The sequence below is a fragment of the Flavobacterium chungbukense genome, assembly GCF_020805785.1.
Classification (GTDB): domain Bacteria; phylum Bacteroidota; class Bacteroidia; order Flavobacteriales; family Flavobacteriaceae; genus Flavobacterium; species Flavobacterium chungbukense.
Genome location: NZ_JAJGZV010000001.1, coordinates 271,586 through 295,508, shown reverse-complemented (window position 1 = coordinate 295,508; position 23,923 = coordinate 271,586). Strand labels below are relative to the sequence as shown.

General features: G+C 34.1%; 15 protein-coding genes and 1 riboswitch. Of the genes, 1 reads left to right on the top strand and 14 read right to left on the bottom strand.

Annotated elements, in window-relative coordinates:
* The 11 genes from LL966_RS01330 to LL966_RS01280 all read right to left on the bottom strand — a co-directional run bounded on the left by LL966_RS01330 (position 1) and on the right by LL966_RS01280 (position 16,261).
* Positions 1-1,245: a M14 family metallopeptidase gene (locus LL966_RS01330; RefSeq protein WP_229349462.1), complete on the bottom strand. Its 1,245-nt coding sequence runs from the start codon at positions 1,243-1,245 to the stop codon at positions 1-3.
* A 189-nt stretch (positions 1,246-1,434) separates the two neighbouring features.
* Positions 1,435-2,418: a TlpA disulfide reductase family protein gene (locus tag LL966_RS01325; protein ID WP_229349460.1), complete on the bottom strand. Its 984-nt coding sequence runs from the start codon at positions 2,416-2,418 to the stop codon at positions 1,435-1,437.
* Between the two features lie 74 nt (positions 2,419-2,492).
* A complete protein-coding gene (locus LL966_RS01320; RefSeq protein ID WP_229349458.1) occupies positions 2,493-3,950 on the bottom strand; it encodes a RagB/SusD family nutrient uptake outer membrane protein in 1,458 nt (485 codons plus the stop codon).
* 20 nt (positions 3,951-3,970) lie between these two features.
* A complete protein-coding gene (locus LL966_RS01315) occupies positions 3,971-7,141 on the bottom strand; it encodes a SusC/RagA family TonB-linked outer membrane protein (RefSeq protein WP_229349456.1) in 3,171 nt (1,056 codons plus the stop codon).
* 254 nt (positions 7,142-7,395) lie between these two features.
* Positions 7,396-7,496, bottom strand: a riboswitch (SAM riboswitch).
* 287 nt (positions 7,497-7,783) lie between these two features.
* Complete coding sequence (locus LL966_RS01310; RefSeq protein ID WP_229349454.1) at positions 7,784-8,812, bottom strand: hypothetical protein; 1,029 nt, start codon at positions 8,810-8,812, stop codon at positions 7,784-7,786.
* Entirely contained in the window at positions 8,803-10,017 is a 1,215-nt protein-coding gene (locus tag LL966_RS01305) for a hypothetical protein (protein WP_229349452.1), read from the bottom strand. Before LL966_RS01305 ends, LL966_RS01310 begins: the two co-directional genes overlap by 10 nt.
* 152 nt (positions 10,018-10,169) lie before the next feature.
* Complete coding sequence (gene nagA / locus LL966_RS01300) at positions 10,170-11,291, bottom strand: N-acetylglucosamine-6-phosphate deacetylase (RefSeq protein WP_229349450.1); 1,122 nt, start codon at positions 11,289-11,291, stop codon at positions 10,170-10,172.
* 151 nt (positions 11,292-11,442) lie between these two features.
* Positions 11,443-12,840: a TolC family protein gene (locus LL966_RS01295; RefSeq protein ID WP_229349448.1), complete on the bottom strand. Its 1,398-nt coding sequence runs from the start codon at positions 12,838-12,840 to the stop codon at positions 11,443-11,445.
* A 1-nt stretch (position 12,841) separates the two neighbouring features.
* Positions 12,842-14,194, bottom strand: a complete 1,353-nt coding sequence (locus LL966_RS01290; protein ID WP_229349446.1) for an HlyD family secretion protein — start codon at positions 14,192-14,194, stop codon at positions 12,842-12,844.
* Between the two features lie 2 nt (positions 14,195-14,196).
* The gene (locus LL966_RS01285; protein ID WP_229349443.1) at positions 14,197-15,852 is read right to left on the bottom strand and encodes a peptidase domain-containing ABC transporter; all 1,656 of its coding nucleotides are present in this window, start codon (positions 15,850-15,852) and stop codon (positions 14,197-14,199) included.
* A 100-nt stretch (positions 15,853-15,952) separates the two neighbouring features.
* Positions 15,953-16,261 (bottom strand): hypothetical protein, encoded by a 309-nt coding sequence (locus LL966_RS01280; RefSeq protein WP_229349441.1) that lies wholly within the window; start codon positions 16,259-16,261, stop codon positions 15,953-15,955.
* A gap of 450 nt (positions 16,262-16,711) precedes the next feature.
* On the opposite strand from LL966_RS01280, the gene LL966_RS01275 reads away from it, so the two are divergent.
* Positions 16,712-17,173, top strand: a complete 462-nt coding sequence (locus tag LL966_RS01275; protein ID WP_229350868.1) for a DUF1810 domain-containing protein — start codon at positions 16,712-16,714, stop codon at positions 17,171-17,173.
* A gap of 341 nt (positions 17,174-17,514) precedes the next feature.
* Here the strand turns inward: LL966_RS01275 and LL966_RS01270 are convergent, their stop codons facing one another.
* The 3 genes from LL966_RS01270 to LL966_RS01260 form a co-directional block, all read right to left on the bottom strand.
* Entirely contained in the window at positions 17,515-19,560 is a 2,046-nt protein-coding gene (locus LL966_RS01270) for a protein-disulfide reductase DsbD family protein (RefSeq protein ID WP_229349439.1), read from the bottom strand.
* 143 nt (positions 19,561-19,703) lie between these two features.
* On the bottom strand, positions 19,704-22,520 hold the full coding sequence (locus LL966_RS01265; protein WP_229349437.1) for a M16 family metallopeptidase: 2,817 nt from the start codon (positions 22,518-22,520) through the stop codon (positions 19,704-19,706).
* An 11-nt stretch (positions 22,521-22,531) separates the two neighbouring features.
* Positions 22,532-23,914: a TlpA family protein disulfide reductase gene (locus tag LL966_RS01260; RefSeq protein WP_229349435.1), complete on the bottom strand. Its 1,383-nt coding sequence runs from the start codon at positions 23,912-23,914 to the stop codon at positions 22,532-22,534.
* Positions 23,915-23,923 lie beyond the last annotated feature (9 nt).

Genomic DNA, 23,923 nt, shown 5'->3' with positions numbered 1-23,923 from the left:
TTAGTTTTTAACGTTTTCCAATATCAGTTTCATGAATTCTGCTCCAGAAACTTCGCCTTTCTTTTTAATGAAATCTTTTGGTGTATTATCTCCAATTTCAAAAACCAAAGCTTCTGTTTTATATGTTTCAAACAAATAACTAAACAAGGTAAAAGTTGGTGGTTTGAAATATAAAGGCTTTACATGAGGCGTATAACCCGGAATTCCGTCTTTTACTTTGTTCAGCCAATTCGGAACAAAACCTGGAATATTTCCTTTCAATTCAGGATCAACGGTATAATAAATATCGTCGTGAGTTGAATGGAAGTCAATTGCAAACCATAATTTATTAGAATCCTTAATTTCATTTTTTAGAAAGTCGCGAACAGCTCTAGTTTCTGGCTGATTGAAATCATTATAATCGCGGTTCAAATCGATTCCGCCCGAATTATGTCTCCAAAAACCGCCGTCAACACCATCGGGATTCAGAAGAGGGATGACGTACACTTCAAATTTCTTTCTGAACTTTTTTGCCAATGGTGTATCGGCTGTTAAACTTTCTACAAAAGCTTCAAGCGCATAATGTCCTGTCACTTCTGGCGGATGATTTCTGCCCGAAATCAAAATTTTATTTTTAGAAGAAGGATTTCCGATACTAAAAACAGGAATTTTTCGTCCTTCGGCAGTTAAGCCTATTGAAGCTTCTGCCGCATTGTTTTTATTTTTTAAAGCCGAAATCCATTCGTTTATTTCTTTAGAAGTTTTAAGTTCTTGAGCGGCAATCCAAGTAGTATCTTTACTCACTTTGACTGTCAATACATAATTGGAATCTTTTTCTCTTTTCACGAAAGTGCCCTTTTCAGAAGCTTTCCATTGTTTTCCGTCGGTGCTTATTTTTGCGTTGTAACGGTGTTTTACTCCCGCAGGATAATCAAAACGAATCTTGATTTCTTTATTAGTTTTCGACCAGACTTTAAAAGCGTACCACGGACTTCCGTTTATTGGTGCATTTTCGGGCGTAATCAGAACGCTGAAATTATTATCATCTAATTTGACAACACCATTTAATCTTGCTCCTACAAAATCATTCCCGAAGAAAACTTCATCACCAGTTTTATCAAAAACGCCTTTCCATTGTTTTTGAACAGGACGCGTTACAGTCGAAACAGCCGTAATCGGATCTTGTCCTTTAAAACTACTTTTTACTTGTGCATTCGCCGATAAGACAAGTAATACCGCGGTTGAAAAAAATAATTTCGTTTTCATTTTATTATTGTTTAATTTTTCATGAGTATTCTTTTGTTTTTTCAACACATAGAAACATAGTTTTTCTTTGTCTATAAAGGCATTTCATTTGTTTAAATAAACATAGCTATGTGTGAAAACTAGTTTTCCTAAATTTCTTCTACATTTAAAATTTAATCTATGTTTCTATGTGTTTAAAAAAACTTTTATTTACTTATCCAAAAGTGTCTTAAGTGTTGTCTGAAGGTCTTCTCCGCGAAGGTTTCTCGCTACAATAATTCCTTTTGAATCAACTAAATAATTTCCAGGAATGGCTCTCACTCCATATAATTTGGCGATTGTGCTGTTCCAGTATGTTAACTCCGAAACTTGCAGCCAGTTTAAGTTATCCTCTTGAATTCCTTTTACCCAATTTTCTTTCTTTTTATCTAAAGAAATTCCGATAATGTTGAACCCTTTGTCGTGATATTCTTTGTAAGCCGCTACAATATTTGGATTTTCTTTTCGGCAAGGACCGCACCATGAAGCCCAGAAATCGACCAAAGTATACCCTTTTAAATTTTCTGAAAAACGAACTGGTTTACCATCTGGATTTGGAGCAGTAAAATCAGGGGCTTTTTTACCGACCGCCAATCCGTTTAAAACGGTTACCAGTTCTTTTAGTTCTTTCACGTAAGTGCTGTTTTGCTGACTTTTATCAAGCAAAGCAATATTTTTTGTAATTTCTTCGGGAGATAATCTGTACGACCAATTTCTATATAAGACATAAGACGAAACAATAGATTTAGGATGTTCGGTAATGAATTTACTGATTTCTACGTCTTTCGTTTTTTTATAAGTTTCAAATAAATTTTGAGTTTCTGAACCTTCAACCACAGAAGCGCTGTAATATTTCTTTGGACTTAATTTTACGTTAATCGGTCCTTTTTCAAGGAAAATATAAAGCGGAATATTGGCTGTATTCACACTTAAACCGTACAATTCTGGAGTAGTAACTTTGGTTTTAAAACTAAAACTTCCATCTTTTACTTTTACCGAATCAATTGTCGTAAACATCTTATTATGAAACTTTTGCAGGTAAACATACTGTGCAACCGTATCTACAACCGTTCCTTTTAGTTGTAAATTATTTTCTTGTGCTTGAGATTGTGCAATCCCAAAAAATAAAGCAAAACCTAATAGTATCTTTTTCATCGTATTTGATTTTTGTAAAACTTTGTCAAAATGCAGTATTCTGACAAAGTTTCGTGGTTAATTATTATGGATTTCTAGTATAATTTATTAGCTGACAATTCTGTATTCGCTGGTGGAAAAATATAATTAGCATCAGACGGTAAAACTGCTGGAGTCTGTAATTTGCTATCTCCTTTTGCTGGAAGCGTCTGTAAGTTTCTTAGCAAATCTGGACCGCGAAAACCTTCTCCTAAAAGTTCAATTCGGCGTTCTTTCCAAATCGCCTGAATCAATTGATTTTGATCTGAAGTTACTGTCACAGGAAATATATATGTAGCATCAGAACGCTGGTGTACTGCTGTCAGTAAATTAGCTGCCAGTGTTAAATTTCCTGTTTTGGCTGCTGCTTCAGCATAATTTAATAATACTTCAGAATAGCGTATTACTGGAATATAATCTAAGAACGGTGATGGTTTTGCGTATTTCTTAAAGTACTGTTTTCCTGAAACGGTTCTTGTTAAATCGCGTCTTTTATCAGCAGTTCTCCACTGCGCATCGCCCAAAATTCCAGTCGGATTTAGGTAATATTCTAAATTCGTGTTGTAGATATAAGCGATAGAAGACTGACCTGTATAGGAGTCCAAACTGCTCATCGGAATACTGAAAATAGATTCTACCGTTGCATAATTTGAAGAAAAAATCATTGTAATATCGGGTTGCAGAGCATGTTTAATTTCGCTGGCAGTAGTGGAAAAAGGCGCTTGTGTCTGCGGCGCTAATTTGGCTGCTTCTTCAATTACTTTTGCCCAGTTGTTCTGCGTAAGATAAACTCTTGTTTTTACTGCAATTGCAGTACTTACGTGCGCTCTTGTCGTATTCAGATCGGCAGTCGAATAACTCTGTGGCAGTGCTGCTTCGGCTTCGTTTAAATCTTTTAATATCTGCGTATAAATTTCTGCCACAGAGCTTCTTGCTAAATCATTATTGGCTGTTCCTGTTTCTGCTTTTAATCGCAACGGAACTCCTTTTGATGCTCCAGAATCTTTATTATAAGGCTGTCCAAAATTGATAACCAAAGTATAATAAGCCAGCGCTCTAACTAATTTTGCTTCACCAATATATTGTTTGGCTTTTTCTTCGGTAATTACACCTTGATTTACAGCTAAGCCTTCAATTAAAATATTAGCGTTATTAATAGCGGAATAAGCTTGAGCCCAGAGATTATTAATATCATTGGAGCCAGAACTGTACGAATTGTTCCAGCTTTCGTAACCTGTAAAATTATTTGCTGTGATATTGATAAAATCTTCCCCACGCTGATCTTGATACAGCAAAATACGGCCTCCGTATAAACTGGCACCTTTAAACGCCTTGTAAATTCCGTTTACCAATCCTTCGATTCTTGCCGGAGTTTTAAAAATATCCTTGTCTGAAACCGTTGTTTCTGGAGCAATATTCAGATCTTCATTATTCTCGCAAGAAGTCAGCAGAATACTTGAAAATAACAATAAAGCTAAAACTGGTTTTTTATGTGATTTGAAATATGTTTTCATGATAATTTTTTTATTCGTTATTAAAAACCTACGTTAAGCCCAACAGTAAAAGTTCTTCCTTGTCCAACTGAGTTTTTCTCTACTCCCATAGAAGTTGTTGAATCTCCATTTGAAGAAGTCTCTGGGTCTGTTCCTGAATAGGATGTAATTAAGAAAAGATTCGTAGCCTGCGCATAAACTCTAACTGATGCCAATTGTGCTTTTGCCAAAATATTTTTTGGAAGAGAGAAACCAATTGCCAACTGCTGCAATCTTAAGAAATCTGCTTTTTCAGCATTATCAGAAAGGGCAAATCCGCTTGAACCGTTTGAAATGACGTCATTGTAAACTAATCTCGGAATGTTGGTTACTTGTCCCGGCGTAGTCCAACGGTTTAAAATTTCTGTCGAATTGTTGTAAAAACGCTGATCTAAAAGAGTTCCTCTTGTATTATTCATGACTTTATTACCACCTGAATACGTAAACCCAACAGTAAAATCAAATGCTTTGTATTGAATATTATTGGTTAAACCACCGTACCAAACTGGTAAAGCATTCCCTAAAACCTGATAATCTGCTACTGTAATCGCTGCGGCAGTTGTTCCGTCTAAGTAGGTCCAGTTGCTTTGTCCCGAAGGAGCTGCAGCACTGTACTGCACTTTTTCTCCGTTTTTGTTCAAGAAAATTCTGCGTCCGTTTTCTGGATTTACACCTGCCGTTACAGCACCGTAAAGACTTCCTGCCGAATAACCTACTCTAGTAATATTGTTTGCCTCAGTCGTAACTTGTGTATACCCAATAATATCTGTATTTCCTTCAGCCAGAGCCGTTACTTTATTTTTTACATGTGTGTAATTGAAAGACGCTTTCCATTGAAAATCTTCTTTATTGATAATCGAAGCGTTAAGTCCCAATTCGATACCGCGGTTGTACATAGAACCTACGTTTGATAAAATAGAATTTCCTGGAATTCCTTTTGATGGCGATTGCGGACTGCTCAGAATTAATCCGTTTACATTGTTATTGAAATAATCTGCAGATAATTGTAATCTGTCTTTAAAGAAACCTGCCTCTAAACCAATATTCGTCTGATCGCTCGTTTCCCAACCTAAATCTTCATTTCCAGCCTGAGAAAGTGCCCAAGTTGCGGCAGATCCATAAATAGATGAACTATATAAATTTTGTGAAGCGTACGCCGAAGAAAGATTTCCGTTTCCTACTCTACCCCAGCTTCCTTTTAATTTTAATGAATTTAAGTAATTAGAAATACTGCTGTTTTTAAAAAATGCTTCTTCGCTTACAGACCATCCAGTAGAAATACCACCGAAGTTTCCATATTTATTATTCACTCCTAAAGCAGAGTTTCCGTCTTTTCTAAAATTCCCGGTTAAGAAATATTTTCCACCATAATCATACGATAATCTGAAGAAAGAAGAAAGAAAAAGTCTTTCTGAAAGTCCATTACCAGAAGAACGGATAGTTCCCCAAGTTCCTTGATAATTTTCGAAGAAAGGATCAGAAACATTCGTTTGATTGGCTCCCCAAGAAGAATTTTCATATTTCTGCACATCATAACCTGCCAAAGCTGCAATATGATGATTGGCTCCAAAACGTCTATCAAAAGACAAACTGTTTGTAAAGTTGTAGTTGTTTCTTGTTGCCGCAATATTTGTAGCAGAACCTGCCGTAGCATACGCAGATGAACCTAAGTTTGGACTTAAATAAGTAATGTTTTCAGATTTTAAACGGTCAATTCCATAATTACTGTCAAACTTGAATCCGTCGAAGAAAGTAATTGTTGCGTGAATATTTCCAACAAAATGATCATTAGTACTGGTATATCTGCTGTTTTCAAATAATGCTCCCGGATGCCATAAAGTATTAGTAAATAAGTTATTTCCTGGACTCGCTGTTCCTGTCGAACTTAAGTTATACGATCCGTCTGCATTATAAGCTGAAACATTTGGAGGCAATGCAAAAGCTAAACGCGCCGCCCCAATTAACAATAAACCACTGCTGCTTAAAGAACCTGTATTTTGTGCCTGGTTAAAAGTATTGTTATAAGATAAATTTCCGCCCAATTTCAACCAGCTGTTCACATCGTGATCAATATTAAATCTTGCCCCTTTTCTTTCAAACTCATTGTCTTTTGTAATACCTTCTTGTTTAGAATAATTGGTTGAGAAATAATATCTTGTACTTTCTGTTCCTCCAGAAATACCAATATTATGATTTTGAGAAACGGCATCACGATACACTAAATCTTTCCATTTTGTATTTACACGCGAACCATCTGCATTATAAGAAGGAAAAAAAAGTGCCGATGCAACAGCAGCATTATTTTCATTACCAGCTAAAATTTTGCTGTTTAAAACCGCTTCATTTTTAATGGTTTCGTATTGCTCAGCATCCAAAAGATCTGGAAGTCTGGTGGCTCTTGTTATTCCAACCCAGCTATCATACGTTACTTTTGCTTTTCCTTGTTTTCCTTTTTTAGTAGTTATTAAAAGTACACCACCTGCCGCACGAGAACCGTAAATTGAGGTTGACGCCGCATCTTTTAGAATATCAATCGACTCAATATCTGCGGGATTAATATCTGCCAAAGGATTGTTGGCAACTGAATTGGTGGTCGAAATATCACCTGTATTTACGGGAATTCCGTCTACAACAACTAAAGGATAAGAACTTAGCGAAATCGAATTTACACCACGAATTCTAATTACTGGCGGATCATTTAAAACCCCGCTTGGAGTAGAGACATTTACACCAGAAGCTTTACCTATAAGCGCTTGTTCAAAACTCTGAACCGGAATATCTTTAATCGCTTTTGCTGTTACTCGAGCCGCAGAACCGGTAAATTCTTTTTTGCTTTGTGTTCCATAACCTACTACAACTACTTCTTTTAAAGCAGTATTTTCAGAAACTAGACGTATATTTCCGAAAGAAGAATTTGTATTTTTTTCTAATGTTTTATAACCAACATAGCTGAATGCCACTTGTTGATCTTTTGATGTGACGGTAATAGAAAATTGACCGTTTCCATCACTGATTGCTGTTTTTCCGCTCGAAGAAGCAACAATCGTTACACCCGGCAAAGGGTCGCCATTTTCAGAATCCCTGATAATTCCAGTGATTGTTTTATCCTGTGCAAAAAGGCTTGTAGGAAAGATACTGAGCAGAAGTAATAAGCTGAGTAAGATTTTTTTCATAATGATTTTAGTTTAAGGTTGGACAAAAGAATTCCTGGGCCAATGTTAAGAGGCCTTCAGCAAATGCTATTTAAAAAAGGAAAAAAGAGAAAAATTTAGTGTCTTCGCATTCGGAAAACTTCAATATTATTTTCGTGGAAAAATAAATTCAAACAATCAAAATTGGCGTGTAATAAAACTAATTTGCTTTTCATTTTTTTAATAAATAGATTTTAACATTTGATGACCTTATTCAGATTTTGAGCAAATCTTTATTCTTATCTGTCCCGCAAATCGGGAAGGATTTAGCACCTTATTGGGCAACAGGTTGCTAAGACTTCATCGGGCCTATTCCCTCAGTCTTTCTGGATAAGTATCATTTCAGAAATTTTCTGTGATGCAAATATATACTAATTCTACCGATTTAGTCAAGTTTAAATTCTATTTTTTTTGATTTCATTTTAAAAAGTTCTCAAAATTAAAAATAAAACACTCAATATCAGCTATTTAAATCAAAAACACAATTTTAATTATTTTCAATTTTATGACAAAAATTCATACTTTCAATGCCATAAAATCATCAAAAAAAGCAAAACGTTACAAAAAAACCTGCAAATAATCTATTTACAGGCTTTTAAAATTTAGTATTTAAGTCTTGATTAATTAGTTGTTTTGTTCGGCTATCGTCGATTTATTGAGTTTGATTACTCTGATTTTTTTATTGGTATTATCAGACAAGAAAATACGATCGTTAAGCTGTGCCGTTCCCACTATAGTTCCAAATGGATTTTTCCCTAAAATATCGGAAGCATTTACAACCGCTTTGTAATTCATTTTATTGAATTCTTCTTTCGGATATAATCTCAAATAAGAGGCACTTCCAACATTTTCTGAAGTTACTGCCCAATCTTTACTGAAAGAAACCGCTATAGGTTTTATATCTGTAAACTGGACTTTATTTGGTTCTATTGGCGTTGTCAATGAAGTTGCAGCATTTGCTTTAATATTGGCAATATTGTAATATAAATAACTTTTGGCATCTCTTCCTGCTACGACCAAATTGCCGCCATAAATGTCTAGCGAATACACTTCTGTATAACCATTTATCGTATTGAGTTTAGCAATAGGTTCTAAATTCCAATTACTGGTTTCTGTTATTTGTGAAGCTTCAAGCACTTTTATAATATTGTTTTTTTCTTTTACAAATACCAATCCGTCTTTTGCAACAACACCAAAAACGTGAACAAAAGTCTGCCACCATTGCCCATTTCCAACGGTATTGATTCCGGCATTTGTGGTTTCATCAAAAACAAATAATCTTGATTCTGTGCTTCCAACATAGATACGGCCATTATCAACAGAAACAGAAGTAAGACTTACCAGCGGAATTATTGTCGTTCCTTTTGTGTATTCTTTAATCGTTTTAATGTGAGCTAATGTTAGCGCATTAAAAATTTCTAGAACATCTCCATTTACAACATACAATTTATCGTTTGAAACGGCAATTCCTTTAGGATCAAATGCTGTTTTACTTCCTGAAATATTTTCAGCAGTAATAGAAGCTTCGTCTGTTGGGTAATAATAATCGTAATTTTTAGATTCGATATCGTCTTTACTGCAATTTGTAAAAAAACAAAGTATAAAGATTAAGGGCAAAATAGATCTCATATTCAATTTATATTTTAATTCCATTTTCCTTCACCTTTATATTTTAGTAAAAATGGATTCTTAGGACTGATAATAAAAACTGGCTTCTTGTAAGTTCCAGTCAAATAATTTGTTTTTGACCATGTTTTTAAAACATCTGAATCCGTAAAAGGGAGGTCGTTCAAATAAATTAAATACTTATAAAAATGGGTTAGCATTTCTTGCTGCCCACCGCCTTCGCCACTATTGGCCAAGTTACTGCTGTGGCTGAATCCGATATGATGTGAATATTCATGCGACCAAACCGACATCTCTCCTACCCAATGTCCGCTCACATAACCAGATTCCCATTGCGAAGCTAAATTTCCTCCGCCCCAAGCAGAATCTCCTCCGACCATTGCCATATAAACTGTTCTTTTGTCTAGATAATTCCAGTAGATTTTCTCGATTTCGTCTTTAGTTAAATAATCGTAAACGCCATTTACATCTTCTGCATTTCCATGCCAATTTAAGGCTCCGTTTATAGTAGTTCCCGCTGTTGCAGCTTGCTCTTGCTTGTATTTATCAAAATTGGTAAAAGTGCTGTAATACAACGGATGACTTAATGCGTAAGAATAATTAATAATCATTGTAATGGCTTCCTTAGCCAGAACCGGATTCATCGGTAGAAATTTTCCTAATTCATTAATGTGATAGCCATCATGAAACTGAACTAAATGATTTGATTTTATTTTTTTGAATTTTTGAAATAAAGGATCATCAGATTCTACAGAAAATTGAATTGCGCCAGAAGAAAAACCTTCTATTTTATCAATCGTAACTGTGTTTCCGCTTTCTAACAAATAATCGTTTTTCTTCTCTGTCAGTGGAATTTTATGAAACGAACGATGAAAAGCTGGAACTTTAGAGAAGCTGTACAGCAGAAATCTTTTGTCATAATTAGGCAATTTCGCATACACTTTTACATTAGTAAGTCCGACCGGAGAATAAAGAGAAACCTGTACAGAATCTTTTCCTTTTTGAATAATTTGAAACGGTTCGTTGACTCTAAACCATCGATCTGTTTTGTCGTACATTTTTGAAGGACTTTCATTATCTTCAAACATTGTCATCGGATGGTTTTCGCTTGGTAAAGCTGTGGCATCAATGCTTGGTAGATAAGTTGGCTGGTAGGTATCGCCATCGTCACTGCAACCAAAAACAATACTTGCCAAAATAGCAAGTACAAAAAAGTGAGCTTTTTTTCTCATCGTTAAGTAAGTAGGTTTGGGGTTAAATATGCTACAAAACTATCAATATGCTTTTTAAAAACAAGCATATTGAAAGAAAAGTATTAATTCAAAAGAATACAAAGTAAGTTTTATCAGCAGTAACGACACCTAAATCTCAGATTTTAAAGCTTCTAATTTGTCAAATCTAAAGTTTCAATTCTAGATAAATCGTTATTAAATTTTACAAAAGAAGCAGGAAATCCAGATTTTAGCTTTCCTATTTTATCTTGCAGACCAATAGCGGCAGCTACTCTTGTTGTTGCCATTTTTATAGCTTCATCAGTCGTAACATTTAGATTATTAAAAGCATTTTGCACCGCTTCTGTCATTGATATTGTTGCTCCTGCTAAATTGCCATCTTCATTTCTGTAAAAGCCATCTACCAAATGGGCATCAAAATTATCCCATTTAAAGTTGGCAATTTTTCTGCCTAGAAAAGTCGCATCGCTGATGAGAAAGAACTTTTCTTGTTTTAATCTATAAGCTATTTTTGCTGCAACATAATCGCAATGAACGCCATCTAAAATAACGGGAGCATAAACTTCTTCGTTTTCGAAAACAGCTCCGACTAAACCAGGTTCGCGGTGACCGAATTGCGTCATTGCATTGAATAAATGAGTTACTAGATTTATTCCTTTAGAAAAATAAAATTGTGCCTCTTTGTGGGTAATAGTAGAATGTCCGATAGAAATTGTGATTCCGCTTTCAATTAGCATTTGCAATTGTTCTTCTGTAAAACATTCTGGAGCAATCGTAATTACTTTTATAACATCTTTTCCTTTACTGATTATTTCTTGAAGTTCTTCATTTGTAGGTTTTCTAACCTGATCAATACTATGCGCGCCACGTCTTAACGGATTCAAAAATGGCCCTTCCAAATGCATTCCTATTACGCCATTATTGTGCTTTTTCATGTATTCGCGAACGGCTTCAATTCCTTTTAAAATAGTTTCTTTTGAAGACGAAATCAAGCAAGGCAAAACATGCGTTGTACCATATTTCATACTTGCGTCGTAAATATCTTGAATTGTTTCTTCATTTGGAGTTTGACTGAAATAGTACTTTTCTCCCCCATTTATCTGAATATCTATAAATCCTGCAGCAAGATGATTTCCTTCCAAATCTATTTGTTCAATATCATTTGGAATTTCTTTCTGGACTGAAATAATTTTTCCGTTTTCTACAACTACAACTCCATTTTCAATTATTTCTTCGCCGGTATGCACGACAGCATTTATGATTGCTTGTTTCATTTTTCGCTTTATTTCTTTTTTCAAATTTATAAAAAAGAACTCGGTTAATCTTCAAACAAAAAAAGCTTCAGAAACTATCTGAAGCTTTTTTTTAAAATTAAATTCTGAAAATTAATATAGTACAGTCATCGCAAACTGCATATTTTATGTTTTAATCTGGATTTGCCAAGATCTTATACAATTCGGCATTCGAAAGATAAAATTGATTTTCTAAACTAATTTGAGACAACTTAGCACTTACTAAATTATTCTCTCTCGAATTGATTAAGAAAATAGAACTTTCCCCAAAAGAAAATAGTTTCTCTTCTGAATTCAACATCGTCATGTAATCATTTACCAAATTATCAATAACTATTTTTTGTCTTCTTAAAGAAGCAATTTCTGTTTGTTGCGCTTTGATTTTATTTTTCAATTCTACTCTCTGCTGGCCAATATCAAATTGCATATCTTGAATTTTTAATTTAGCCAATTTCAAATTTCCGCGCTCTTTTCTTAAGAAAATCGGAAAACTAAAATCGATGTTGAATTTATAATCGTCTGCATTAAAAGTATTCCAGTAATTTGGATCTGAAATATAATTGTAACCAACGTTAACTTTTGGCAGCAACGAATTGGCTTTCAACTGACGATTTACTTCCAAAATAGACAATTTAGTTTCCATAGATTGAATTTTAGGATGCGAATCTAAAGACTCAACATCAACCATCATAGCATCAGTTCTAAGAGTTTCTTCGATAGTTTGACCTAAATTCTGCTCTGGTTTTACCATCTCTCCCAATTCAACCGGAACATTTTCAATCCATAAAAAATTAGCTAGTTTAAGCTTTGCTTTAGCCAATTTTAGATTTCCGTTTTCAACATTTAATTCTCTGTTTCTAACAGTAATTTTAGCTTCTACACTATCAATGGCTGGCGAATCTCCAGATTCAATTAATTTTTTAACACCAGTAAAACGAGTGCTGGCAAAACCTAAATAATTTTTGTAAAGTTCTGCTTCGTTGTAACTTTTTCTCCATTCAAAATAAGCTTCACTTGCCTGATACAAGACTTCGATGGCTCTTAGTTTACGCTGTGCATCACTTAGCTTCAGGTTCAATTTCCCTTCTCTGACATCGGCCATTCGCTGGTTAATAAACATTCCCTGACCCAAAGCAACCGTAATTCCAAGCGACGCTAAACCTGCTTCTGGCGTACGATTTTGCGGATTATAATACTGTCCGTCGGTATCATCAAAACCTGCTTTTACTTCAATTCCGTACCAAGTAGGAATTTTGAAACTGCTGTTTAATAACGAATAATATTCTGTGCCTTTAAATTCTTTCTTATTGTAATCTACTTCAATTTTAGGATCAAATCCGCCTCGCGCTGCCATCAATTTAGCTTGCGCATTGCTCACTTCAAGATTAGCCTGTTTTACGAGCGGATGGTATTTTTTTACATATCCCAAATACTCGATAAAAGTTAGCTCCTCTTCATTAAAGTTTTGACCTTGCATTGTAGAAAAGCAGAACAGCGTTAAGAAAGAAAACAATTTTACAAGATTTCTCATTTTACTTTTTCTCCTTTCCTTTTGCTTCTTTTTCTCCTGAATTATAATAATTTGGAGGGAAACCGTTTAAGTTTCGCCAAATCTCATACCATACCGAAACCGTTTCTAGCAACGCAATACTTTGTGCTCCAGCACCAATGCTCAATTCTTTTGGCCAGTGGCGATCTTCTCCATCTGGTGAAACCAAAATTCTATACTTTCCGTTTGGACTGATAAAGTTTTCTACCGCTACAATTTTTCCTCCGTAAGTTCCATAAGACAATCCAGGCCATCCAGAAAATACAATTCTAGGCCATCCATCAAACCAAACACGAACTTTTGCGCCACGATGCACCAATGGTAAATCGATTGGGTCTACGTAAGTTTCTACCGCAATATCGTATTTAGAAGGCATGATACTTACTACTGAAGTTCCTTCTTTTATCGTTTCTCCAAGACCTGCCAGTAAAGCACGGTTTACATAACCGCTTTGTGGTGCTGTAATGTAATACAAACCATTTCTTAATCTGTAATTGGTATATTGATTTTCTAACTTATTTACCTGAGCCTCTGTATCGTACTGTGTACTTAATGCTGTAAATTTATCACTTCTTGATTTAGAAATTTTCTCAGCATATTCAGCCGTAATTCTATTAATTTCTACTTTCGCATTGATCAATTCGTTTCGACTGCTTAATAATTTATTTTCTTGCGTAATAATATAAGCTTCAGACTCTTGCAATTTCAATCTTTTTTGCTCTACGTCTGTCATCGGTTTTAAACCTTCTTTATTTAAAGCTGTAGAACGGTCAAACTGCGTTTTTGCGATTCTCAATTGCGTTCTAACGGCAACAAGGTCCATACTGTCACTTTTTATTTTCAGTCTTGCTTGTTTGATTTTATTTCCCGCTTGCTCCAATTTCAATTGTCTTTCTGTATTTAAAGACTGCGCCTGAACATCAAGAGAATTTACTTTATCACCGTACGATTCAACCGCCATTTTTTTAGCATCGACTTGCTGTTTGGTATTTCCAACCAAATTTGGATCTAAATAATCTTCTTTGATCTCTGAAATAAAAAGAATGGTATCTCCTTTTTTTACATAATCTCCTTCTTTTACAAACCATTTTTCAATTCGACCTGCAATTGCATTATGTACCGTTTGAGGTCTTTGATCTGGTTTTAAAGTCGTAACCGAACCGCTTCCTGAAATATTTTGTGTCCATGGCAGAAAAAGGCAGCATATAAGGAAAATCAAAAATCCAATTATGACTTTATTTAAAATTTTATAATGTGGTCTGCGGGCAACACTCGTAATCGATTTGTATTTTCCCGGAGTTATAAGTACGTTATTATCTTTAGATATATTGAGCATGATTAAAGCTTTATGTCGTTAATAATTTTTCCGTCGTCGATTGTGATCATACGGCTGCATTTGCTCTTCCAAATATCGCTTTTAGAAGTTACAATTACAGTCCAATCGTTTTCTTCGGAAAGTAAAAAATCAACAATTTTATTCGAAGTCAATTCATCCATTTTATCAACAGGATCTTCCAAGAATAAAATATTTGGTTTGCTCACAATACTTCTTGCCAAAAGAATTTTTTGAACATCAGAAGCAGAAAGTTCGCGTCCTCCGGGATGAATCTGATTTTCTAATCCATTCTCGAAAGTTTTAATGTATGGTGAAAGACCTACATTATCTAAAGCCCATTTTAAATCATCACTATTTAATTCTTCATTTCCAAAAACAATATTTTCTCTGATTGTTCCTGCAAATAAGGTATCGCCTTGCAAATAGGTTCCTGCTTGCGCTCGGTAAGTATCTTCGCTAAGACGGTTCATAAAATTATCGGTCACATACATGGCACCGCTTTCTGGTTCTAAAACACCTGAAAGTAATCGCAATAAAGTACTTTTTCCGGCACCGTTTGTTCCGGTAAGAATAATTTTTTCTCCCTGAGAGATTTTCAAATTAATATTCTTAAGCGATTTTTTGTTGTGTTCTGGATAATTATAATTGATACTTTCTGTCTCAATATTGATTCCTTTTTCTGTTTTGTCTGAAGTTTCAGGAATGCATGAAATTTCCATATCGGTAACCTGTCCAATTTTTTCAACAGAAGTCAAAACGTCATAGAAAGATTCTAACCCGAAAATGATTTTTTCTACAGAGTTAATAAGCAATACAATTACGATTTCAGCTGCTACGAACTGCCCTATGTTCATTTGGTGGTGAATTACCAGAAAACCACCGATCGATAATAAGGCAGCAGTAACAATTACTTTAAAAATAGTAAGCTGAATATATTGTTTTTTCATTACCTGAAAGTGTTTTTCGCGGTAATTGACATAGTTAGTGACATAGCCATCATTTCTTTCCAAGGCATACTCAAAAGCTCCTTTTCTTCGAAAACTTTCTCTGTTTCTTGCAATTTCTTGAAGCCATGCTGCAACTTTATATTTAAACTTCGATTCGTTAAGACTGGTTTCTAGACCATCTTTATATGAAAATTTAAAAATGACCCATAAAATAACAATGAAAAGAAGTCCTATAACCATAAAGAAAGAATGGTATAAGACTAATAAAATAATACCAAGTCCCACTTGCAGAAATGCTGTACAGAAATCTAACAGTAATTTTGCTGTTCCTTTCTGTACCATTAAAGTATCGAAGAATCGATTGGCTTTTTCTGGAGCATATTCTGAATACATTTCTTTAAATTTAATTAAAGGCATTCTGTAAGCAAATTCAAAAGAAGAACGAACAAAAATTCGCTGTTGAAGATTTTCTACAATTCGAAGCTGTAAAATGGTCAAAATTCCACCAAAACCAACTCCAATTGTAACTAGAATTACAAGAACAATCCAAGAAACGCTCAGTTGTCCGCTTTGAATGAAATTAATAATGGCCTGAATTCCTAAAGGCAGGGAAAGATTAACTAAACCTGCAAATGCAGCATAGAAGATAATTTGATACACATCGCGCTTATCAAGCTGCAATAAGTTATAAAAACGTTTAAATGGTGTCATGAAATGTAAGTATAAATACAAGATTATTACATAGAATAAATATACGGCAAAAACCGCATTTAGGATAAAGATTTTTATCTAATCCTTAAAAAACAAGTATTTATGAATTCATTCGAGGAGGTGGTATATCTATTTTACCATGAAAACCAAATGAAAAAATTGTATTATCAATATATTTTTTTCCTTCTGATTCTATTAAAAAATAAAAACTCGGCATTAATGATTCTGATGAAATCAGATATTCCATTAACGGGATTCCTTTTGCTAATTTGGCAGTTTTGGTGTCTTTTGTTTTGTAGTCATCCAGCTCTTCTGGAATTCCATCACACTTGAAGATTTTTTTTAGAAAATTGCATGTAATCCCTTTTACCGTATAGGTTTCGGCGTTATCGCTAATAATGCGAACCATGCTATTTGAGATATTTAAACTGCTGATTAAAAAATAGCCGACTAGTAACACCTGAAGGCATTTACATAAAAAGCTATTTTTAATTTTATTCAACATAGTCTAAAAGGCGAAAATTGAGATAAAATCACTGAAATTCAATTCAAAACTCCAGTGATTTAGGGCAATTATTTTGATTTTTCTAAGCGCGCAATTTAGACCTAAATATTTTCTCGAACATTAGAATAACATTAGAATTTGGGTCTTTGCAAAACTTTAAAACTAAATTAACAAGACATTCCTACATGGTGCAGATTATCGAAATTATATAACAACGAAGGACAATTCTATAACTCCAAAACAGATTTACATTCTACTTTTGAATTCGAAAATTTTGATAAGCTTAAAAGAAATACAAAAGTGTTACCGATTAAAGAAACTCCAATTATAAACGATTTAATACAAAATCAAGATATGACTTACGCAAAGAATGATTTGACCCGATTTTTAGATGCACAAAATAAATTGTATTTAACTGCTCTTTCTGAAATTAAAAAAGGTAAAAAAGAAACGCATTGGATGTGGTTTATTTTTCCTCAAATCAAAGGTTTAGGAAAAAGCACTATTTCTGATTATTATGCTGTTGCCGATTTAAAAGAGGCAACGGAGTTTTTAAATCATCCTATTTTATCGAAGCATTTAATTGAGATTTCGAAACTAATGCTGACTTTAAACAAAAAATCTGCTGAAGGAATTCTTGGAGATTTGGGTGCAAAAAAACTGCATTCTTCGATGAGTTTATTTGTTCAAGTCGAAAATGCGCATCCGGTTTTTCAACAAGTTTTAGATACTTTTTTCTTCGGACATTTGGATCAGATGACTTTAAATTTTACTCAAAAAACTACTGCAAATCTGCCAGTTGCAGTACTTTCTTAATATTCTTAGGACTCTAAAAAAAGCGTTTATTTCAATATGAAATAGACGCTTTTTTATTTTATAAATGTACCGCAATCAATTCCGTAGGAATGTTTCGTCGGTAGAAAAAATAACCGCCAATCACGTTTACGTTCAATAGAAACGTTTGATATCCCAGATTGTTACAAAAAATGAAATCAAACGTTCCAATGGAACGTTGCAGAACGACACCAATATTATTTTTCTACCGACGAAATGTTCCTAAGGAACAAAAATATAAATGAATAAAAAAAGCTGCTTCAAAATTTGAGACAGCCTTTCCATCAACAATAATAAATATAAAATAAAGGTAAAAATTCTGTTTACGAACTTTTTTCAAAATTGGAAACACCTTTTTGAAGCCAGTTTAAATACTCCTTAATATCAGGATTATAAGCTGACGTTTCATTCAAGGTTTCTCCGTCATGATTTACTAAAACATAAAAAGGTTGCGCATTGGTTTTATAAGTAAGCGTTTGAAATTCGCTCCATTTTTGTCCAATGTATTTTAGTTTTTTCCCAGTCAATTGAGAAGTGATTTGTTCCTCTGGATTCAGTTCTCTTTTATCATCCACATAAAGTGAAATTAAAACCAAATCGCCTTTTAAGATTTTCTGAATCTTTTCGTCAGACCAAACATTATCTTCCATTTTACGGCAGTTTACGCAGGCATGACCCGTAAAATCAATCATAACAGGTTTTCCTATCTTTTTGGCATACTGCATTCCTAAATCATAATCGGTAAAAGCCATAATATTATGCGGACCAAGTTCTGCGCCTTCTGGCAGGTTTTGTGTTATTTCTTTGGAAGACGAATTATTCAAACCATTGGGAATTTCGCTATAATGCATTGGCGGCGGAAAACCGCTAATCATTTTTAGAGGCGCGCCCCATATTCCTGGAATTAAATAAATAGTAAAAGCCAAAACGACAACTCCAAGTCCTAATCTAGGAACGCTTATATTTTGAATCGGACTATCATGCGGCAATTGAATTTTTCCAAACAAATAAAAAGTCAGTGTTCCGAAAATGGCAATCCAAATCGCTAAAAACGCTTCTCTTTCCAGCCAATGCAATTGCAAAACCAAATCGGCATTCGAAAGAAATTTAAAAGCCAAAGCCATTTCTAAAAACCCTAAAAATACTTTAACCGAATTGAGCCAACCGCCCGATTTTGGAAGCGAATTCAACCAGCCTGGAAAAGCGGCAAATAAAGTAAACGGCAAAGCTAAAGCCAGCGAAAAACCAAACATTCCGACAAAAGGTGCGATTCCTCCGCGCGAAGCGGCTTCGACCAATAATGTTCCGACAATTGGTCCTGTGCAAGAAAAAGAGACAATAGCCAAAGCTAACGCCATAAATAATATTCCGACAATACCACCTCTATCTGCTTGTGAATCCACTTTATTTGCCCACGAATTTGGAAGCATAATTTCGAATGCGCCCAAAAATGAGAAAGCAAAAATCATGAGAAGTACAAAAAAGATCAGATTGAACCAAACATTTGTAGAAAGTGCATTTAGAGAATCTGCTCCAAAAATCCAAGTGACTACAGCTCCCAAAAAGATATAAATGGCAATAATTGCAATTCCGTAAAAAATCGCTTTTCTAATTCCTTGCGATTTGGTTTTGCTCTGTTTGGTAAAAAAACTCACCGTCATCGGGATCATTGGAAAAACGCAAGGCGTTAACAATGCTGCAAAACCTGAGAAAAAAGACAATAGAAAAATCGTCCATAAACTTCTTGATGCTGTTTCTGGATTTTGTTTTTTCAACACTTTTTGAGGCGTTTTTACAATTTCTAACGGAACAATTTCTGCTTTTTTTTCTTGTAAGTCTGTTCCAGAAGAATCAACTTCTTCAATTTTTGTTTCTGTCTTTACTGCACTTTCAATTAAAATTTTCGCTTTCGCGGAAGGAACAACGCTAAACTCCAATTCGTCTGTTCCAGGCGGAAGGCAGTTTTCATCATTACAAACCATAAATTCAAGATCAGCTTTGATTTTGAAAGGGTTCGATGATAGTAATTTGATGCGCTGTCTAAAAGTGGTTTCTTTCTCAAAAAACTTAATCTGCATTTTAAAAACAGGATCGTTAATCGTTTTTCCTTTTTCTTCTTTTACAGCATCAATCAATTGATAATCTGCACTTTTTATAAAATTAAAACGAGTCGGAATTGGTCCTCCGTCCGAAACTACCTGACTGTATAAGTGCCAGCCCGATTCTATAATGGCTTTTGCCTGCAATTCGTATTCTGTATCAGATATTTTCTCTACGCTCGTTTTCCATTTTAAGGGATTATAGATTTGAGCTTTTACGAATATGGAAAACAGCAGGAAGAAGCCCAGTAAAAATATATTTTTTTTCATGGGTAAAATCTTTAATTAAGAGGGCTGAATAGATAAAACAACCCTCTATGAAATCCGCTATACAAATTACATTGCTTACTAATTCAAAATATTATTTGATAGGGAAATACAAATTAAACTCTAGTAAATAAAAATCAGCTAGATTATTTTAGTGGTTTGAAGACTATTTCCATAGAATCTGCTTTGTCTAAAAGAGAATTGGCAAATTCTTGAATCTCTTTAGAAGTGATGCTGTTTACAATATCTTCAAAATTTTTAGGATCATTCATATTGTAGCCTTCTTCAAAATAATTAGAAATCAAGCTCATGCTGTAACTATTAAAGTTTTTGCTGTCTTCTCTTGATTTTAAATAGCTCTTTCTCGTTTTCTCAATATCTTCAGCGGCAATTTCGCCTTTTTTGATTTTATCAATTTCCTGATAAACAATTGGCAGTAAATGTTCTACTTTGTCTGCATCACAATCAAAAGTAATTTGAATGCCTCCTTTTGTAATTGGATCTTTTACTAGAGAACCTTTCACTTGCGCACCGTAAGTTCCTCCTTCTTTTTCACGAAGACTTTCTGTGTAACGTAAAGTCAATATATCGCCTAAAAAAGAATTCAAAATTCTATTTTTTTGAGAATAGGCATAATCTTTCATGAAAGCGATATTTACAGCACTTTTAGGTGTTTCCATTTTTATAAAAACATCACGATCGATTTTCTTTGAAGTCCATTCTGGAACATCTACTTTAAATTTTTCATTTCTTTTAATGCCTTTTATACTCGCAATATATTTTTCTAATAATGGTTTTAAAACTTCTGGCGTAACATCTCCAACAATGTAGAATTCAAAGTTTGAAACATCTGCAAAACGATCCAGATAAATAGATTTCATTTTATCAAAAGACAAATCATCGATATATTTTTGATTTAATGGTCGAATTTTTGGATTGTTTTTTCCGTAAACAATATTGGACAAACTATCTTGCATTTTAGCATTAATGTCGTTTTCTCTATTTTTTAAAGAGTTTTGAAGTCTTTGTTTTAAAAGGGCATACATCTGCGCATCAAATCTCGGTTGAACAAAACGCAAGTGAACCAACTCCATCATGGTTTCGATATCTTTTACATTCGCAGAACCGCTAACTTCTTCTTTTAAAGAATTAATAGTTACAGAAGAATTGGCAATTTTTCCTTTTAAGACCTTTTCCAAGTCAACATTTGAAAGTTCCCCAATTCCAGACATCATGGCCAGACTTGTCGAACGATATGCAGAAGGTATATCGTCAAATTTATACAAAGAAATTCCGCCTTTACTTTCTGCTTCTAGATTGACTTGCTTTTTGTTTTTGTCTGCAAATTTGTAATGCACTTTTACACCGTTACTCAAAACAAAAGTAGTTGCATCAATGGCTGTTTCTTTTTTCTCAGATACAATTTTTCCCGGATTAATTTTTAGATTTCCTAAAAGTGTTTTTCCTTCAAAAGTATCTACATATGGTTGCAATGAAGCATCATTTTCAGCTTTCTGAATTATATCAAATGCTTTTTCCTGCATTAGATTTTCTTCGCCATCAACACCCGTTACGGTTACTACACGATTTTTTTGCGTATATAATTTGCTAATTTGTTCCTGCAGCATTTTAGTATTGATGTTTTTTAAAATGCTTTTTGTCATTTCAAATTCTGCAACAGGATCTGCAAGTACTTCATGTTTCAAATAATCTTCTTTAACCATTCCGATTACTTGTTTGTGCGAAATCTCATTTAGTTTGTCTAAATAATTTTCGTAGCTCGAAATCGTTTCTGTAGCGGCTCTTTCGATTTCTCCTTTAGAAAAACCAAATTTATACGCTCTCACCCATTCATTCATAGCCATTACAAAAGCTTCGGCTTGTTTTCCTGGTTTTGGAGAAACACTCAGAATCCAAATATCGTTTAATCGAGTATAATTTTGATAGCCAATTTGAGCGCCTTTAAATGGACATTCTTGTTTTTGCGCCAATTCTGCTAAACGATTATTTAAAATTGAAAAGGCAATATTTCTTTGTGTTGTCTTTTCTAATTCGGCATATGTATTGGTTGCTTTTTCTGTTTCATGACGAATCATAAAACTAATACTCGAAGCCGAAATTTCTTTGTCCAAAGCCAATTTAAAAGTCGGTTCCGTTTTTTCTGGAATTGCGATTTCAAAACGTTTTTTTGGATTTACCGGTGTCGGAATATCTGCAAAAAGTTTTTTGATTTTGGCTTCAATTTCATCTGCATTTATATCTCCAACAATGGCGATTGCCTGCAAATCCGGACGATACCAATCTTTATAAAAATCTTTTAAAACTTGGTATTTGAAGTTTTTCACAATATCCATATCACCAATCGGCATGCGATCAGTATACAGCGAATTATTGTAATAAGATGACGCTAATTGATTATAAATTCTCGCTCTTGCATTTTGTCTTGTACGCCATTCTTCGGTAATTACGCCGCGCTCGGCATCGATTTCTTCATTCGTTAGCGATAAAAAATTGGACCAATCGTGCAACACCAATAAACAGGTATCGACAACTCCTCCATCTTTTGACGGAATATTATCTAAGTTGTAAACTGTTTCGTCTGTGCTCGTGTAAGCATTGATATTTTTTCCGAAAACAGCACCTTGTTTTTGAAGCGTATTCAAAATACCTTTTCCTTCAAAATTTTTGGTTCCGTTAAACGCCATGTGCTCCAGAAAATGAGCCAAACCTTTCTGCTGGTCGTTTTCTAAAATAGAACCTACATTTTGAATGATATAATAACTTGCCGTATTTTTATTTACCTCAGTCGGATAAATATAATACGTCATTCCGTTTGGCAAAACTCCTTTTTTTATCTTTTGATTGACCGCAATTGGATCAGTTGCTTTAAAGTTCTGCGCTTTCGCGGATAAAAAACATCCGGCGACAAACAGTAAGATTGCTATTTTTTTGCTGTATTTCATAAAGCTAATTATTAACTCTTCAATAATTTATCCAATTGCGCTCTTAATTCTGGATTAGAAGGACGAAGCGCATCGGCATTGATGATATTTCCTTTTGTATCGAACAATAAGAATCTCGGAATGGCATTTACATCGTAATTTTTAGCCACATCAGAGCCAAAATCTTTGTCTGCCATTAACTGAATTCCTTTTAATTGTTCTTTTGTTACATAATCTTTCCACTTTTGAGCATCTTTTGCTTTGTCTAATGAAAGACTTACAAATACAATGTTTTTTCCGTGGTAATCTTCTTCGATTTTTTTCATGTGTGGAATCTCTGCTTTACATGGTCCGCACCAAGTTGCCCATAAATCGATGTAGACAAATTTACCTTTAAAATCTGAAAAAGAAACTGGTTTATCATTGATATCTTTATACGTAAAATCTAACCCTTTTTGACCTACGTTTTTATGCAATACTTTTTCATATTCTAATAAAAATGCTTTACTAGCACCTGAAACCATTAACGGTTTGATGCTTGGTGCAATTTTTTCGTATTCTTCAATTTTCATTCTTGAAGTTGCAACGGCGTCGCGCAAATAAACATCTTTTAGAGCTGGATCTGTAATATGTGTAACTGCTTCTGTTAAATCTAAACGTTTTGGTGCGTCGCCAGAATTCATCGTTACATAAAAGAAATAATTTGACATTAGAGAAACGCCATTTTGTAATTTTAATAAATCTGGATCTGTAAACTTTTTATCTGTCTGCCATGTTTTGATTACTGCTGGACGATCGTCTTTGTCAGGAAATGCAGTTCTAGGCATTCTGAAAAAAGTATATGTTAATTCTTCTACATCTGTTGCCACTGCTAACTTTAATAATTTATTGAAATTAGCATCTTTAGTTTTTATCGATTTTGAAAATTCATCGGCTTTTGCAACTCCTTTATCAAGCCAAGGATAAAATTCTACATACGTTGCATCTCCACCAAGTCTGGCAAAAGGTGCAAATTCGTTATAGATTTCATTTGCTTTTTGAACTAAAGCGTTCTGTCCGATATTTTTTCCGCTCAAAACATACGAATCTTTACTTATCGCAAGATTGATATCCAATTTTGGTTCTAGATACAAACGAATTAATTGGTTTCTACTTTTAAATTGTCCGTAATCTACATAATAAAAGCCAGCAGCTGAAACTGGTGTCAAAAAGCCAAACTCCCCCAGAGAATTAACTTTTGCTGTAGCGGCAACAACTGGCTTTCCTTCTTCAACATTGTAAAGCGTAATTTCTTTTGTCTTCAAATCTGGAATCGCAATTGTTCCTTTAATTACTGCATAATCAGACAGATTTACAGCATAACTCATTTGAACCATAATAAAGGTCATAATGAAATAAAAAGCATTCTTTTTCATATTTTTTTG